This is a genomic window from Streptomyces sp. LARHCF249, from assembly GCF_052871255.1.
Genome location: NZ_JBIXJQ010000019.1, coordinates 40,255 through 55,132, shown reverse-complemented (window position 1 = coordinate 55,132; position 14,878 = coordinate 40,255). Strand labels below are relative to the sequence as shown.

Below are 14,878 nucleotides of genomic sequence, written 5' to 3'. Positions count from 1 at the left end.
CCGGGGCCCTGTGCGGGCCCGCCGTCACTGCCCGGGAGTCGGTCCCACACCGTGCTGCGCTATCTGCCGTTCCTGCTGCTCCTCGCGCTGACCATCTACGCCTTCATCGACTGCCTGAACACGCCGGAGGAAGAGGTCAAGCACCTCCCCAAGCCGGTCTGGGTGATCATCATCCTGCTCTTCTCCATCGTCGGGCCGGTGGTGTGGCTGGCCGCGGGCAAGAAGCGGGCCGCCGCGACCGGCGGCGGCCGTGCGCCGCGCCGGGCCCAGTGGGTCGCCCCCGACGACAACCCGGAGTTCCTGAAGTCCCTGCGCGAGGAGCAGGAGAAGGACCAGGACAAGAACCGGGACACGGACAAGGACAAGGGCTCGGACTGAGTCCGCCGCATCCGGGGCCGGCGCATCTCCGGCCCGGCGACCCGGGAGCTGCGCCGCGACGAGCGGCCCCCGCGGGCGCGCAGCTCCTACGTCCTGGAGGGGGACGCGTAGTCCTGGCGCAGCTCGGCCCGGCGGGTGTCGGTCCAGGCGGCCCAGTTCGCCGGCCGTCCGGCCAGCGCGGACTCCAGCAGCTCGAAGTGCTCGTGCCAGCCGGCCAGGCAGTCCAGCCGCTCGCTGTCGGTTCCGCCCCGCTCGTTCACGAAGCGGATGACCGTCGAGTCGGTGCCCACCGGCTCCAGGTGGAAGCGGATCCGCTCGTGCCCGCTCACCGTGTACTCCACGACCCGCTCGACGTCCCAGGCCGTGACCCGCCCGTCGGCCACCGTCCCGATGCCGTGAAAAAGCCCTGCCGGCGCGCGCAGGGTGACGGCCCCGCCGAGCCGGCGCTCCAGGACCTCCGCCTCGGCCAGCCAGCCGCGCAGTCCGTCCGGTGTCGTCAGGGCCGGCCACAGCGCTTCGTAGGCATACGGCAGGTGCAGCTCGAACCGGATCCGCCAGCGGTCCTCGCCGCGGCTCTCGCTGGTGCCATGACTCACAGGAGGCATGACACCAGCGTCCCACTCCTGCCGGTCAGACGCCCGCGTACGAGTGCTTGCCGCTGAGCAGGATGTTCACGCCGTAGTAGTTCCAGATCCAGCAGGCGAAGGCGAAGAGCGCCAGGTAGGCGGCCTTGCGGCCCTTCCAGCCCGCGGTGGCCCGCGCGTGCAGGTAGCAGGCGTACGCCACCCAGGTCACGAAGGACCAGACCTCCTTGGGGTCCCAGCCCCAGTAGCGGCCCCAGGCGTCGCCCGCCCAGATCGCGCCCGCGATGATCGTGAAGGTCCACAGCGGGAACACGGCCGCGTTGATGCGGTACGAGAACTTGTCGAGCGAGGCCGCCGAGGGCAGCCGCTCCAGTACCGAGGAGCGGAACCTGCCGGGCGTGCGCCCGGCCTCCAGCTGGCTCTCGTACGCGTCGCGGAAGAGGTAGAGGACCGCGCCGGCCGCGCCGATGTAGAAGACGGCGCCGCAGAAGATCGCGGTGGAGACGTGGATCCACAGCCAGTACGAGTGCAGGGCCGGGACCAGCTGGTCGCTCTCGGTGTAGAGCCAGGTCACGGCGATGCCGAGGTCGAGCAGGACGGTGGTGACCAGGATCAGGCCGAGCCAGCGGACGTTCTTCTTCAGCGCGAGCAGCACCAGGTACGCGCCGACGGCCACCGTGGAGAAGGTGATCGAGAACTCGTACATGTTGCCCCAGGGGGCCCGCTGCACCGACATCGCGCGGGCGACGACGCCCGCCGCCTCCAGGACGAAGGCGAGCGCGGTCAGCGAGATCGCGATCCGCCCGTACAGGTCGCCCTGCACGGTGCCGCCCGCGGCGCCCGGGCCGTCGGGCACGTCACGGGTGCCCGCGGCGGAGCGGGTGACGACCTTCGGCTTGTCGAGGACGGCCGTGCCGCCCGCCTTGCCCCGGACCTGGACGGCGGGGGCGGCTGCGGCCTTGGCCGGGGTCAGCGCGGCGGCCGTACGGGCCACCTTGCTGCGGCTGCCGAAGGTCCACTCCGCGATGTGCGCGAAGAAGGCGAGCATGTAGACCGCCATCGACGAATAGACCAGGTAGTTGCTGATCTGAGCCAGGTTCTCGTTGGCTGCGGCAGCGAGCGGCGTCATCCGCGCTCTCCTTCGGGGGTTTCTTCGACGGGTTCGACGGGTTCGGCGGGCGTCGCGGTCGGCGCCTGCTCGTGCAGCGTGGCGGCGATCCCCGCCAGTTCCTCCGGGAGCCTGGCGGACTCGCTGCGGCCGAGGCCCGCCATCTCGACGACGGTGACGCCGTCCTCGCCGGTCACCGCGCGGACCCAGATCCGGCGGCGCTGGATGAACAGCGATCCGGCCAGGCCCGCGATGGCCGCGATCGCGCCCGCCAGGGCGAGGCCGCTGCCGGGCTGGTGGGTGACGGAGAAGGTGGCCCAGCGCTCGATGCTCTCGAACTTCACGGTGCCGGCGCCGTCGGGCAGCTCCATGGACTCCCCGGGCAGCAGCATCTTGGCGAGCGGGTCGCCGTTCTCCTTCATGAACTGCTGCATCTTGGACGTGTTCAGCTGGTACACGTTCTGCGGCAGGCCCGAGTCCACGCCGAGGCTGCCGTGGTAGGCGTTCAGGGCGACCACCGGGAAGTCGGCGGCCGGGAACTGGGAGAGCATCGTGCCCTTGCCCTTGCCCGCGAAGGTCGGCACGAACTGGGCGGAGAAGCCGAGCTGCTCCTTCTCGCCGTTCTTGTTCCGGTAGCCGTCGGTGACCTTGATGGCGCCGGCCGAGGTGAGGTTCGCGTCCTGGGGCAGCATCGGCACGGCGTCCTTGTAGACCACCTTGCCGGTGGGATCGGTCACCGAGATGACCGGTGCGTATCCGTGGCCGAGCAGGTAGACCTTGGAGCCGTCGATCTCGAGGGGCTTGTTGACCTCGATCTCGGCCTTCTTCGGCGTGCCGTGGGCGCCCTCGCTGTAGGTGACGTACGCCTTGAAGTCGCGCGGGGTGCCCTTCTGCGGGCCGCTCGCCTCGTACGTGGCGTCGAACTTGTCGAGGGTGAAGCTGAAGGGCGGCAGGTCGTCGGGGTGGAACATGCTGCCCGACTTGAAGTCGTCGTACTGGGTGAGCGTGTTCGAGAAGCCGCCGCCGCGCAGGACGAGCTTGCCGCCCTCGGACATGAAGAGCTTGCCCCAGGCGAAGGCCACGAGCATCACGATGAGCGCGATGTGGAAGATCAGGTTCCCGGCCTCGCGGAGGTAGCCCTTCTCCGCCGCGACGTGGCCCCGGCCGGACTCGGTGCGGAAGCGGCGCGCGCCGAGCAGCGCCTTCGCGTACGCGAGGACCTCCTCGGGGGACTTCTCGGTGCGCCACGTGGTGTGCGCGGGGAGCCGGTCGAGCCGGCGGGGGGCGGCCGGCGGGCGGCCCCGGAGCTGACCGACGAACTGCCAGGAGCGGGGCAGGATGCAGCCGATGAGCGAGACGAACAGCAGGATGTAGATCGCGGAGAACCAGAACGACGTGTAGACGTCGAAGAGCTGGAGCTTCTCGGCGACGCTCACCCAGGACGCGTGGGTCTTCTTCCACTCGGCGACCTTCATCAGGTCGACGGAGTTCTGCGGGATGAGGGATCCGGGGATCGCGCCGAGGGACAGCATGAAGAGCAGGATCAGCGCCACCCGCATGGAGGTGAGCTGGCGCCAGACCCAGCGGGCCCAGCCGGTCACGCCGATGCCGACGGGACCGCTGTCCTCGACGGGGGCGGTGGAGAGCTGGGAGCCGGCCGCGCCGAGTTCCGGCTCGGCGGGCTCGGCGGGCTCGTGCGACGCCTCGGTGGACGCGTTGTCTGTCGTACTCATGTCCGTGTAGTCCTCAGATCCCCACCGTGAAGCCTTGGGTCCAGCTCTGCATGTCGCTGACGATGCTGTCCCACAAACCTGTGACGAGCAGCAGACCGGTGAGGACCAGCATGCCGCCACCTATGCGCATCACCCACGCATAGTGCTTCTTCACCCAGCCGAATGCGCCGAGCGCCTTGCGGAAGGCGATCGCGGCGAGGATGAAGGGCAGGCCGAGGCCGAGGCAGTAGGCGACGGTCAGCAGCGCCCCGCGGCCGGCGCTCGCCTGGTCGATGGAGAGGGTGTTGACGGCAGCGAGGGTCGGACCCATGCAGGGGGTCCAGCCGACGCCGAAGAGGACGCCCAGCAGGGGCGCGCCGAGAAGGCCGGCCGTGGGCTTCTTGTGGAAGCGGAACTCCCGCATCGTCAGCCCCGGGATCGCCCCCATGAAGAAGAGCCCCATGAGGATCACCACCCCGCCCAGGATCCGGGAAATGATCTCCTTGTTGTCCTGGAGGGTGGCGCCGAAGTAGCCGAACAGGGCTCCGGTGGAGACGAAGACGGCGGTGAAGCCCGCGATGAACAGGCTCGCGCCGGCCAGCATCCGCCCGCGCCGGGCCTCGGCGAGGTCGGCGCCGCTCACGCCGGTCACGTAGGAGAGGTAGCCGGGGACGAGCGGGAGCACGCAGGGCGAGAAGAAGGAGACCAGCCCGGCGAGGACCGAGATGGGCAGGGCGAGCAGCAGGGCGCCGCTGAGGACCGTCGTGTTCACGCCGGCCTGCTCACTTCTCCGCGAGGATCGGGTCGATCATCGAGCGCAGGGTCTCCTCGCTGACCGCGACCAGGGCGCGGGCGGCGATCCTGCCCTCCTTGTCGAGGACGATCGTCGAGGGGATGGCCTGCGGGTTGAGCGTGCCCTTGGGGAAGCGGAGCATCAGCTTGCCGTCGGGGTCGTAGAAGCTCGGGTAGGTGATCCCGTAATCCGCCTCGAAGGACGCCGCGTTCTGCTTGCTGTTGTCGCGGGTGTTGATGCCGACGAAGGCCACGTCCTTGCCGGCCTCGCCGAGCTCCTTGGAGACCTTCGCGAAGTACGGGGCCTCCTGGCGGCACGGCGGGCACCAGGAGCCCCACACGTTGAGGACGACGACCTTGCCCTTGAGCGTGGTGGTGTCGAGGGCCTTGCCGTCGACGGTCTCCCCGTCGAGCTTCGGGGCCTCGTCCCGCTCCCCCTTGGCCACCCGGGCGATGCCGCTCGGGCCCGTGACGTAGTTGCCGCCGGAACTGCCGGTCGGCTTGCCGCCGCCGTCCGCATCGGTGCACGCCGAGAGGGTGAGGGCACCCGCGACGGTCACCGCGGTCAGCAGGAGGGCGCGGCCGCTGGTCGAGCGGCAGCTACTTCGACGGACGCGGGCGCGGCTAAGGCTCATGTGAAAAGTTTCGCATGAGCGGTTCGCCGATCTACCGCACCCCCCGCACGGGTGTCAATGCCCTGGTCAGGCGATGGTCAACCGGTCAGGCGGCCGCGAGGTACGAGGCCCAGCCGACGGCGGGCGACTGGCCGGGGCCGAGCGCGCGGAGCTTGGCGAGCACCTTGGGGTCCTGGACGTCCAGCCAGTCGGTGAACTGCCGGAAGGATACGAGGCGTACATCCCTTTTGTCCGCCATGCCCTTGAGGGCTTCCTCGACGGCGTCCATGTAGATGCCGCCGTTCCACTCCTCGAAGTGGTTGCCGATGAAGAGCGGTGCGCGGTTGGTCTCGTAAGCCCGGCGGAAGCCGCCGAGGTAGGTGGCGGTGGCCTGGGTGCGCCAGCCCGGGTAGTTGGCGGGGACGCCCCTGGTGGTGTTCTTCGACTGGTTGGCGAGGATGTTGTAGTCCATCGACAGCACCTCGAAGGAGTGCCCGGGGAAGGGCAGCGACTGCAGCGGCAGATCCCAGACGCCCGCCTTCTTCACCGGCCAGACCTGGAGGCCGCCGGGCGAGCTGGAGTCGTAGCGCCAGCCCAGTGCGCGGGCGGTCGGCAGCAGGTTGTCCTGGCCGAGCAGGCACGGGGTGCGGGCGCCGGCCAGTTCCTTGCGGTAGTCGAAGGGCAGGGGTTCGAGGTCGGTGAAGCCGGTGTTCGTGCGCCAGTGGGTGACGAAGGACACGGCCTGGTCGATCTCGCTCTGCCAGTCGTCCGGGGTCCACCTGCCGACCGAGCCGGAGCCGCCGCAGAAGTGGCCGTTGAAGTGGGTGCCTATCTCGTGCCCGTCGAGCCAGGCCTCGCGGACGTGGGTGAGGGTGGCGCGGACGTTCTCGTCCTTGAGGTAGCCGATGTCCGAGGCCCCGACGGGGTTGTTGGGCGGCTGGTAGAGGCTCTTCTTCGACTCGGGCAGGAGGTAGATGCCGGAGAGGAAGAAGGTCATGCCCGCGCCGTGGTCCTTGGCGAGCTTGAGGAAGCGGGGGAAGAGGCCGTTGCCGATCTCCCCGGCACCGTCCCAGCTGAACACGACGAACTGCGGCGGGGTCTCGCCCGGCTGGAGGGGCACGGGCTTGTCGGGCTGGTTGGGCTGCGGGCCGGTGTCGGCGGTGGAGCCGTCGCCGATCGGCTTGGCCGGGGGCTGACCGGGGGTCTCGGGACCCAGCGGGCCCGGTTTGCCCGGGCCGGATCCACCGCCGCCGCATCCCGTGATGCCCGCGGCAGCGGCACCCAGTCCGAGCCCGAGCACTCCCCTTCGACTGAAGTCGCGCATGTCACCGTCCCGTCGTCAGACCCAAAGGCTCACGTCTCGTCATATAAACGGACAATTAGCCTGAGTTTGTGCGCTGACACGGTCATTCCCGCGCGTCTTGTATTTATTTAGGCAAAGCTGTAACGGATCGTCACAGAATGTGGATCAACGCGATCGGGGGATCCACAGTGCGTGCATCCACAGGCTGTGGATGCACAGGCTGCGGACACAGGCTGCGGACACAGGCTGCGGATCAGGCGCCGAAGGCCTTGGACTTCCCCTTCACCGGCTTCGCCCCGGCCAGCAGGTGCGCCGGCACCAGGTCCCGGGCCGGCTCGCTGTAGCCCACCGACACCAGCTGGTCGCCCTGGTACGTGAACGACGTCATCGAGGCGAGCGTGCACTGGCGGCGGCGCGGGTCGTGCCACAGCCGGCGCTTCTCCGCGAAGCTGCGCACGATCCAGATCGGCAGCTGGTGGCTGACCGCCACCGCCTCGTGGCCGCGGGCCGCGTCGCGCGCGGCCTCCAGCGCGCTCGTCATCCGGACCACCTGCTCGACGTACGGCTCGCCCCAGGAGGGCTTGAACGGGTTCGTCAGGTGCTTCCAGTTGCCGGGCTTGCGCAGCGCCCCGTCGCCGACGCCGAAGGTCTTGCCCTCGAAGACGTTCTCCGCCTCCAGCAGGCGCCGGTCCGTGGCCAGGTCCAGGCCGTGGCTCTTGGCGATCGGCGCCGCCGTCTCCTGGGCGCGCTCCAGCGGGGAGGACACCACGTAGGTGATGTCCCGGCTCTCCAGGTGCTCGGCGACCCGGTCGGCCATCTGCCGGCCGAGCTCCGACAGGTGGTAGCCATCGCGGCGCCCGTACAGGACCCCGTCCGGGTTGTGCACCTCGCCGTGACGCACCAGGTGGACGACGGTGATCTCGCTGCTGCTCATGCGGTGGCCTCCGCGGCGGCCCGGGCGGCGGCCGGCAGGGCGGCCGCGATCCGCTCGACCGCCCGCTCGTCGTGGGCGGTGGACACGAACCAGGACTCGAACGCGGACGGCGGCAGGTAGACGCCCTGCGCCAGCATCGAGTGGAAGAACCCGTTGAAGCGGAAGCTCTCCTGCTGCTTCGCGTCGTCGTAGTTCCTGACCTCGTCCTCGGTGAAGAACACGGAGAACATGTTGGACGCGGTCTGCAGCCGGTGCGCCACGCCCTCCTTGCTCAGCGCCGCCGTGACCAGGCCCTGGATCTCGGCCGACACCGCGTCGACCTTCTCGTACGCGGCCGCGTCCAGCAGGCGCAGCTGAGCGAGGCCGGCGGCGGTGGCGATCGGGTTGCCGGAGAGCGTGCCGGCCTGGTAGACGGGCCCGGCCGGGGCCAGGTGGCCCATCACGTCCGCCCGGCCGCCGAAGGCCGCGGCCGGGAAGCCGCCGCCCATGACCTTGCCGAAGGTCATCAGGTCCGGCTTGACCCCGTCCACCCCGTACCAGCCGGCGCGGGAGGTCCGGAAACCGGTCATGACCTCGTCGGAGATGTACAGGGCGCCGTTCTCGCGGCAAAGGTCGGCGAGCCCCTGGTTGAAGCCCTCGGCCGGGGTCACGACGCCCATGTTGCCGGGCGCGGCCTCGGTGATCACGCAGGCGATCTCGCCGGGGTGCGCGGCGAAGGCCGCCCGGACCGCGTCGATGTCGTTGTAGGGCAGCACGATCGTGTCGCCCGCCTGCGCGCCCGTCACGCCGGGGGTGTCCGGCAGTGCGAAGGTCGCGAGCCCGGAACCGGCGGCGGCCAGCAGCGCGTCCACGTGGCCGTGGTAGCAGCCGGCGAACTTCACGACCTTGGCCCGGCCCGTGAAACCGCGCGCCAGGCGGATCGCGGACATGGTCGCCTCGGTCCCCGACGACACCAGCCGGACCTGCTCGACGGGTTCGATCCGGGCGACGATCTCCTCGGCGAGGGCGACCTCGCCCTCGCCGGGCGTGCCGAAGGACGTTCCGCGGGCGACGGCGGCCTGGACCGCCTCGATCACCTCGGGGTGGGAGTGGCCGAGGATCATCGGTCCCCACGAGCACACGAGGTCGACGTACTCGCGACCATCGGCGTCGGTGAGGTACGGACCGGTGCCGGACACCATGAACCGGGGCGTACCGCCCACGGCGCGGAAGGCGCGCACCGGAGAGTTCACGCCGCCGGGGGTCACGAGGGAGGCGCGCTCGAAGAGCGTCTGCGAAACTGGGGCTTCATACGGGTACGGGTAGCTCACACCAGCCATGGTCTCAGAGGCCGCGACAGACTTGCGGACGGGCGTTTCACCGCGCCGCCGCGGGGGAGGTCACTGCCATGATGATCAGGCTGCGTGGCGGGGGCCACGGGGCCGGGGCAAGCAAGACCAGTCGGGTGGAGATATGCAACGCGGTGGTGGACCGGGCGAGGGTACGGACGGCCTCGACCCCCAGCGCGCCCGCGAAGCCCGCGAATCCCGCCGCCGGGGCAAGCACCGCCGCCGCTCCACCGAGGCGGCCGACGCGGTCCCGGGTCCGACCCAGGCGCCGGACGGCCTCCCCAGGGGCCGCGGCATGGGGGTGACGTACAAGTACTTCGGCGCCCCCGACGGCGCGACGGCCGCCCGCGTCCCGGTCACGATGCGCCCCGAGGAGCTCGGCGGCGACGAACTCGGCATGGGCGGACTCTTCACCAAGATCAAGCCGGAGACGGTGGCCGCGATGGTCCTGACCGGCATCGAGGGCATACCCCTCCACAAGGTGCCGCCGCTGGAGCTGGTCGTGCTGCACCCCGACTACGCGGTGGTCAAGCTCCCCATGACGGTGGTCGACCCGCTCCGCGGCATCGGCGAGGAATCGGTGGGCGCGGCCGCCTTCATCTGGTCCACGGTCCCGGACCGCGGCGGCCCGCGCGACGCGTTCAACGTCTACCAGCTGCTCCACGAGTGGCAGGACTTCTCCCACCGCCTCCACGAGGCCGGCCACCAGCCCTATTGCCTGGTCTGGCCCTGACCGTGCGGGTCAGCCCTGCGCGGCGGGGCGGTAGAACTCCAGGGCGATGTTGTCCGGGTCCCTGAAGTTGAGGTGGAGCCCGGACGGGTCCTCGACGATGCCGGAGTGCGCGACGCCCTGCTCGTCCAGCCTGGACTCCCAGGCCTCCAGCGCGGCGCGGTCCGCGACGTGGAAGGCGCAGTGGTCGAGTCCGACCCGTGCCGGGTCGAAGACGTCCGCCTGGTTCGACGTCGCGTGGGTGCGGAAGCCGAGGACGAAGGCCGGGGAGGCGATGGCCACGAACGGGCCGACGCCGTCCTCCACATCGAGAACCGTCTGCGTATCCAGCAGCTGGTTGTAGAACTCGGCGCTGCGTTTCACGTCGCTCACCGACAGCGCGAGGTGCCCGATGCCAAGGGTCTCAGGCATGGACGCCGCCTCCTCGGAGTGGTGGGTCGTCTCCCTTCCGATGCTACGCCGCACCCCCTCCCCGGGCCGTCGGCGTCTGGCAGCCTTGGCGCATGGAATCCGTAGTGCTGACTGCCTGGAGCGCCGGCGACTTCTGGCTGTTGGAGCGCAAGAACGAACCCGCCATGACCCGGTACCTGGGCGGTCCGGAGCCGGCGGACAAGCTCGCCGGCCGGCAGCGGCGGTACGAGGCCCTGAGCGCGCGGGAGCCCGCGGCCGGGCGGATGTTCCGGGTGGCGCTGGAGGCCTCCGGGGAGAGCGTCGGCAGCATCGGCTTCTGGGAGCGGGAGTGGCAGGGCGAGCCGGTCTACGAGACCGGCTGGGGCGTGCTGCCCGAGTTCCAGGGGCGGGGGCTGGCCGTGGCCGCGGTGACGGAGCTCCTGGCCTACGCCCGGACCCACGGCTCCCGCGACGCCGTCCACGCCTTCCCCGGCACCGACCACGCGGCCTCCAACGCGGTCTGCCGCCGGGCGGGCTTCGCGTGCCTGGGCGAGGTCGCCTTCGAGTACCCGCCCGGCGTCCCCCACCCCAGCTTCGACTGGTGCTACCGGCTCAGGGGGACGGGCCCCGTCACGCGGTCAGGATGATCCGGCCGCGCGTGCCCGGGGTCGCGAGGAGGGCGTGCGCCTTCGCGGCGTCCGCCAGCGGGAAGGCGTCCGCGACCCGCAGCGTGAGGGAGCCCGCGTCGACCAGGGCGACCAGGCGGGCCAGGTGCTCCCCGTCCGCGGCGACCTCCTGCTCCTCGACCCGGATCCCGCGCTCCGCCGCCGGGGCGGCGCCCGGTATCAGGCCGACGTAGACCCCGCCGTCGCGGACGAAGCCCAGCGCGGGCTCCCCCAGCACGGCCGTGTCCAGGACCCCGTCCACCGGTCCGGCCGGAGCCTCGCCGCGCGGGACGAAGGCGGCCGCGCCCAGCGACCGTACGAGTGCCTCGTCCTCCGCACCCGCCAGCGCCGTCACCACGAGGCCGGCCCGCGCCGCGAGCTGGACCGCGAGGCCGCCGACCACGCCCGCCGCGCCGGTGACCAGCACACTGGCCCCGGGGGCGAGGCCCAGCAGCTCCACCGCGCGTGCGGCGGTCAGCCCGCTCAGCGGGAGCACCGCCGCGGCCACGGCGTCCACCGTGGCCGGCGCGGCCGCCACGGCGGAGGCGTCGAGCACCGCGTACTCCGCATGCGTGCCGAGCGGCTTCACCGGCCCGTAGTGCAGCCCGACGACCCGGTCGCCGACGCCCCAGCCCGTCACGTCCGCGCCGACCTCGGCTATCTCCCCCGCCACGTCCCAGCCGAGTCCGAGCCGCTGCCCGGCCCCGCCGAAGACCCCGGCGCGGACGGCGCCGTCCACCGGGTTCAGCCCGGCGGCCCGCACCCGGACCCGTATCTGCCCCGCCGCCGGTCGCGGCACCGGCACCTCGGCCAGCTCGACCCGCTCCGGGCCGCCGAACCCGTTCACCACTACCGCCGGCATCGTCTGCTCGCCGCTCATGTCGTCTGCTCCGTCCGTTCGTTCGGTTCGTTCGGTTCGTTCGGTTCGTTCACCGCGAGCACTAACCTAGGGAGAGGTACTCTCTTTTCGTAAGTACGCACTTCGGGGTGCGTACCCGACCCGGAAGTGGGCATCCATGGCCACCCGCACCGCCGCCGCCCTCCGCGAAGAGGCCCGTTCCGCCTACGACGCCTTCCTCAAGGAGTGCCCCACCAGCCAGCTCCTGGCGCGCATCAGCGACAAGTGGGTCGGACTCGTCGTCAGCGCCCTCGGCCAGGCCGAGGACCGCTCCCTGCGCTACAGCGACCTCGGCCGCAAGATCCCCGGCGTCAGCCAGAAGATGCTCACCCAGACCCTGCGCTCCCTCGAACGCGACGGACTGGTCACCCGCACCGTCACCCCCACCGTCCCCGTCCGCGTCGACTACCGCCTGACCGACCTCGGCAGCAGCCTCGGCTGCCTCCTCTCCTCCGTGAAACTCTGGGCCGAGAACCACTTCGACGAGGTCAGCGCCCACCGCGAGAGCTACGACCAGGCCACCGCGACCTCGTAATTCCTCCGCATCCACCACCCCGGCAGTGGCATGCTGACAGGGTGAACGGACCCGGCATTCAGCTCACCCTCGCCCCCGAACTGCGCTTGTTCGCCGCGCCCAGCCGGCGCGCCGAACGCGTACCGACCGCGACCGACGGCGCCTCCAGCCTCGGCCACGTCGTCGAATCGGCCGGCGTCCCGCTCACCGAAGTCGGCCGCCTCCTCGTCGACGGCCGCGAGGTGCCCGTCTCCTACGTGCCCCAAGACGGCGAGTCCGTCGAGGTGTTCGGAGTCGAACGCCCCCAGCAGGTCCCGGGCGCACCGCTCCGCTTCCTCCTCGACGTGCACCTCGGCACCCTCGCCCGCCGCCTGCGCCTGCTCGGCGTCGACGCCGCCTACGAGAACGAGGACATCGGCGACCCGGCCCTCGCCACCCGCTCCGCCGCCGAACAGCGCGTGCTGCTCTCCCGCGACCGCGGACTGCTGCGCCGCCGCGAGATCTTCGCCGGCGCGTACGTCTACAGCGACAACCCCGACGACCAACTACGCGACGTCCTCGGCCGGTTCGCCCCCGTACTCGCTCCCTGGACCCGCTGCACGGCCTGCAACGGCCCGCTCCACGAGGCCGACAAGGACAGCGTGGGCGACCGCCTGCAGCACGGCACGCACCGCTCCTACGACGTCTTCGCCCAGTGCACCGACTGCGAGCGCGTCTACTGGCGCGGCGCCCACCACGCGCGCCTGGAGCGGATCGTCGACGAGGCGCTCCTCGAGTTCGGCACCGCCGACTCGGGCACCGTCTGAGCCGAGCTCCACGCCCCGGTGGCCCGCGGCTGGCAGACTGCCGGGGCATGACCGCCGCACTGGACGACGCAGAGGGCACGGAGCACGCAGAGGACGCGATCGACGTCGTCGTGGTCGGCGCCGGGCCCACCGGCCTGCTCCTCGCCGGTGACCTCGCCGCCGCCGGACTCTCCGTCACCCTCGTCGAGCGCCGGCCCCGCACCGCCGCCAACCTCACCCGAGCCTTCGCCGTGCACGCCCGCACGCTCGAACTGCTCGACGCGCGCGGACTCGCCGACGCGCTCCTCTCCACCGGCCAGCGGATCGACCGCGTACGCCCCTTCGGAGGCATGCCCCTCTCCCTTCAACGGCTGAGCACCCGCTACCCGTTCGTGCTCATCACCCCTCAATATGAGACAGAGAAACTGCTGGAGCGCCGCGCGCTGTCCACAGGCACGGACATCCGATATGACAGTGAGCTCATCGGACTGGCCCAGGACCGGGACACCGTCACCCTCGACCTGCGACGCACCACGGACGGCGCCCGCACCACGCTCCACGCCCGCCACGCAGTCGGCGCCGACGGCGTCCGCTCCACCGTCCGCGCCGCCCTCGGCCTGCCCTTCCCCGGCCAGGCCGTCGTCCGCTCCATGATCCTCGCCGACGTCCGGCTGACCGAGCCCCCCGAAGACCTGCTCGCCGTCAACGGCAATGCCGACGCCTTCGGCTTCCTCGTCCCCTTCGGCGACGGCTGGTACCGCGCCATCGGCTGGCACCGCGACGGCCGCGACCAGGACACCGACCCCGTCGGCCTCGACGAGCTGCGCACCATCCTGCGCACCGCCCTCGGCACCGACCACGGCATGCACGACGCCCGCTGGATCTCCCGCTTCCACAGCGACGAACGCCAGGTCCCCCACTACCGCCGCGGCCGCGTCTTCCTCGCCGGCGACGCCGCGCACGTCCACTCCCCCGCCGGCGGCCTCGGCATGAACACCGGCCTCCAGGACGCCGCCAACCTCTCCTGGAAACTCGCCGCCGTCCTCCACGGCCACGCCCCCGACCCCGAGGCCCTCCTCGACAGCTACCACCGCGAACGCCACCCGGTCGGCCGCCTCGTCCTGCGCATCAGCGGCGCCCTGGTCCGCTCCGTCATGGCCACCGGCCCCGTCCGCCGCACCGCCCGCAGCCTCGGCGCTACCGTCCTCCCCCGGATCGGCCCCGCCCGGGACCGCGCCCTCGGGCTGGTCTCCGGCATCGGGATCTCCTACCCGCCCCCGCCCGGCGCCCGCCGCCCCGCCGGGAGGCGCGCCCCCGACCTCGCCCTCGCACCCGGCCCGCACGGGCAGCGGCTCTACGAGGCCCTGCGCGCCGGCGGCTTCGTCCTCGTCACCCCGCCCGGCCGGACCACCCCGCCCGGAGCCCCGCTCGCCCACGTCCACTGGCGCACGGGCCCGCGTACCGCCGCCCGTACCGCCTGCGTCCTCGTACGCCCCGACGGGTACGTCGCCTGGAGCGCGCCCGAGCCCACCGACGCCGAACTCGCGGCAGCCGTGGCCGCCTCGCTGCTGTCTCCCGCCACCATCCGGACGGCCGGTCCCGCTCAGAAGGCGTAGGCGTCCCCGGTGTCCAGCGCCAGCACCACGTGCTCGTTGTTGGTGCGGTTGCGGTCCGCCGCCCCGCCGTTCCACCACGTGTCGACCCGCACCACCACCTCCGGCGTCGGCTCCCGCAGCTCCAGCACCAGCCCGATGTGCCGCCCCCGCCCGTGCAACGGCATCGGCCCGGTCTCGCACACCACCTCGCGCGGCCCGACCCGCGCACAGCCCTCCGACAGCTCCTGCCGGTCCGCGAGATCGGCCGACAGCCGCACCCGCAGCGTCGCGTTGGGCAGCGCCGACGGCCCCTCGTTCTGCGGGACCAGCCAGATCCGCAACTGGCCGTGGGCCAGGGACACCCGCCCGTGGTACGCCAGGTCGGCCTCCGGCCCGGCCCACCCGGGGTCCGCCCCCGCGGGCACCGCCCCACCGAACGCCATCAGCCCGGCCAGCACCACACTCCGTACGGCAACACGGCGCATCGCCACCACCTCCACGCGCGGACGCTAGCCACCACCCGCCCCAGCCGGTCGGACCATCACACG

Annotated in this window: 17 protein-coding genes; 6 read left to right on the top strand and 11 right to left on the bottom strand. The window is 71.8% G+C overall.

Translation table 11 applies throughout. From position 1 onward, the window contains the following. Positions 1 to 51: 51 nt before the first annotated feature. Complete coding sequence (locus ACIPUC_RS35080; RefSeq protein WP_446594432.1) at positions 52 to 378, top strand: PLD nuclease N-terminal domain-containing protein; 327 nt, start codon at positions 52 to 54, stop codon at positions 376 to 378. A gap of 86 nt (positions 379 to 464) precedes the next feature. Here ACIPUC_RS35080 and ACIPUC_RS35075 read toward each other — a convergent pair whose 3' ends face one another. The 8 genes from ACIPUC_RS35075 to hemL all read right to left on the bottom strand — a co-directional run bounded on the left by ACIPUC_RS35075 (position 465) and on the right by hemL (position 8,744). Further along, positions 465 to 983, bottom strand: coding sequence for an SRPBCC domain-containing protein (locus tag ACIPUC_RS35075; protein ID WP_446594431.1), 519 nt, complete (start codon positions 981 to 983; stop codon positions 465 to 467). Positions 984 to 1,008: 25 nt separating this feature from the next. After that, positions 1,009 to 2,091 carry a c-type cytochrome biogenesis protein CcsB gene (ccsB, locus tag ACIPUC_RS35070; protein WP_446594430.1) on the bottom strand — a complete coding sequence of 361 codons (1,083 nt, stop codon included), beginning with the start codon at positions 2,089 to 2,091 and terminating at the stop codon, positions 1,009 to 1,011. Further along, positions 2,088 to 3,803 (bottom strand): cytochrome c biogenesis protein ResB, encoded by a 1,716-nt coding sequence (gene resB / locus ACIPUC_RS35065; protein WP_446594429.1) that lies wholly within the window; start codon positions 3,801 to 3,803, stop codon positions 2,088 to 2,090. Before resB ends, ccsB begins: the two co-directional genes overlap by 4 nt. Positions 3,804 to 3,816: 13 nt before the next feature. Then, the gene (locus ACIPUC_RS35060; RefSeq protein ID WP_446594428.1) at positions 3,817 to 4,554 is read right to left on the bottom strand and encodes a cytochrome c biogenesis CcdA family protein; all 738 of its coding nucleotides are present in this window, start codon (positions 4,552 to 4,554) and stop codon (positions 3,817 to 3,819) included. A 10-nt stretch (positions 4,555 to 4,564) separates the two neighbouring features. Continuing rightward, the gene (locus ACIPUC_RS35055) at positions 4,565 to 5,209 is read right to left on the bottom strand and encodes a TlpA family protein disulfide reductase (RefSeq protein WP_446594427.1); all 645 of its coding nucleotides are present in this window, start codon (positions 5,207 to 5,209) and stop codon (positions 4,565 to 4,567) included. Between the two features lie 85 nt (positions 5,210 to 5,294). Beyond that, positions 5,295 to 6,512, bottom strand: a complete 1,218-nt coding sequence (locus ACIPUC_RS35050) for a hypothetical protein (protein WP_446594426.1) — start codon at positions 6,510 to 6,512, stop codon at positions 5,295 to 5,297. A 232-nt stretch (positions 6,513 to 6,744) separates the two neighbouring features. Then, positions 6,745 to 7,425 carry a histidine phosphatase family protein gene (locus ACIPUC_RS35045; RefSeq protein WP_446594425.1) on the bottom strand — a complete coding sequence of 227 codons (681 nt, stop codon included), beginning with the start codon at positions 7,423 to 7,425 and terminating at the stop codon, positions 6,745 to 6,747. Further along, positions 7,422 to 8,744: a glutamate-1-semialdehyde 2,1-aminomutase gene (hemL, locus tag ACIPUC_RS35040; protein WP_446594424.1), complete on the bottom strand. Its 1,323-nt coding sequence runs from the start codon at positions 8,742 to 8,744 to the stop codon at positions 7,422 to 7,424. The genes ACIPUC_RS35045 and hemL overlap by 4 nt, the downstream gene beginning before the upstream one ends. A 304-nt stretch (positions 8,745 to 9,048) precedes the next feature. On the opposite strand from hemL, the gene ACIPUC_RS35035 reads away from it, so the two are divergent. After that, positions 9,049 to 9,486 carry a hypothetical protein gene (locus tag ACIPUC_RS35035; RefSeq protein ID WP_030161262.1) on the top strand — a complete coding sequence of 146 codons (438 nt, stop codon included), beginning with the start codon at positions 9,049 to 9,051 and terminating at the stop codon, positions 9,484 to 9,486. Positions 9,487 to 9,495: 9 nt separating this feature from the next. Here ACIPUC_RS35035 and ACIPUC_RS35030 read toward each other — a convergent pair whose 3' ends face one another. Further along, positions 9,496 to 9,894, bottom strand: coding sequence for a VOC family protein (locus ACIPUC_RS35030; RefSeq protein WP_446594423.1), 399 nt, complete (start codon positions 9,892 to 9,894; stop codon positions 9,496 to 9,498). A 92-nt stretch (positions 9,895 to 9,986) separates the two neighbouring features. On the opposite strand from ACIPUC_RS35030, the gene ACIPUC_RS35025 reads away from it, so the two are divergent. Continuing rightward, a complete protein-coding gene (locus tag ACIPUC_RS35025) occupies positions 9,987 to 10,520 on the top strand; it encodes a GNAT family N-acetyltransferase (RefSeq protein WP_446594422.1) in 534 nt (177 codons plus the stop codon). On the opposite strand, the gene ACIPUC_RS35020 is transcribed toward ACIPUC_RS35025, so the two are convergent. Then, the gene (locus ACIPUC_RS35020) at positions 10,504 to 11,400 is read right to left on the bottom strand and encodes an NADP-dependent oxidoreductase (protein WP_446594487.1); all 897 of its coding nucleotides are present in this window, start codon (positions 11,398 to 11,400) and stop codon (positions 10,504 to 10,506) included. The two genes, ACIPUC_RS35025 and ACIPUC_RS35020, sit on opposite strands and share 17 nt — an antisense overlap. A gap of 154 nt (positions 11,401 to 11,554) precedes the next feature. On the opposite strand from ACIPUC_RS35020, the gene ACIPUC_RS35015 reads away from it, so the two are divergent. From ACIPUC_RS35015 to ACIPUC_RS35005, 3 genes are read left to right on the top strand one after another with little or no spacing between them, the layout of a single operon-like run. Further along, positions 11,555 to 11,971, top strand: coding sequence for a winged helix-turn-helix transcriptional regulator (locus tag ACIPUC_RS35015; protein WP_446594421.1), 417 nt, complete (start codon positions 11,555 to 11,557; stop codon positions 11,969 to 11,971). A gap of 41 nt (positions 11,972 to 12,012) precedes the next feature. Continuing rightward, positions 12,013 to 12,756 (top strand): Mut7-C RNAse domain-containing protein, encoded by a 744-nt coding sequence (locus ACIPUC_RS35010; RefSeq protein ID WP_446594420.1) that lies wholly within the window; start codon positions 12,013 to 12,015, stop codon positions 12,754 to 12,756. 47 nt (positions 12,757 to 12,803) lie between these two features. Further along, positions 12,804 to 14,351: an FAD-dependent oxidoreductase gene (locus ACIPUC_RS35005; protein ID WP_446594419.1), complete on the top strand. Its 1,548-nt coding sequence runs from the start codon at positions 12,804 to 12,806 to the stop codon at positions 14,349 to 14,351. On the opposite strand, the gene ACIPUC_RS35000 is transcribed toward ACIPUC_RS35005, so the two are convergent. Beyond that, positions 14,339 to 14,815: a hypothetical protein gene (locus ACIPUC_RS35000; RefSeq protein ID WP_446594418.1), complete on the bottom strand. Its 477-nt coding sequence runs from the start codon at positions 14,813 to 14,815 to the stop codon at positions 14,339 to 14,341. The genes ACIPUC_RS35005 and ACIPUC_RS35000 overlap by 13 nt on opposite strands. Between the last annotated feature and the right edge of the window lie 63 nt (positions 14,816 to 14,878).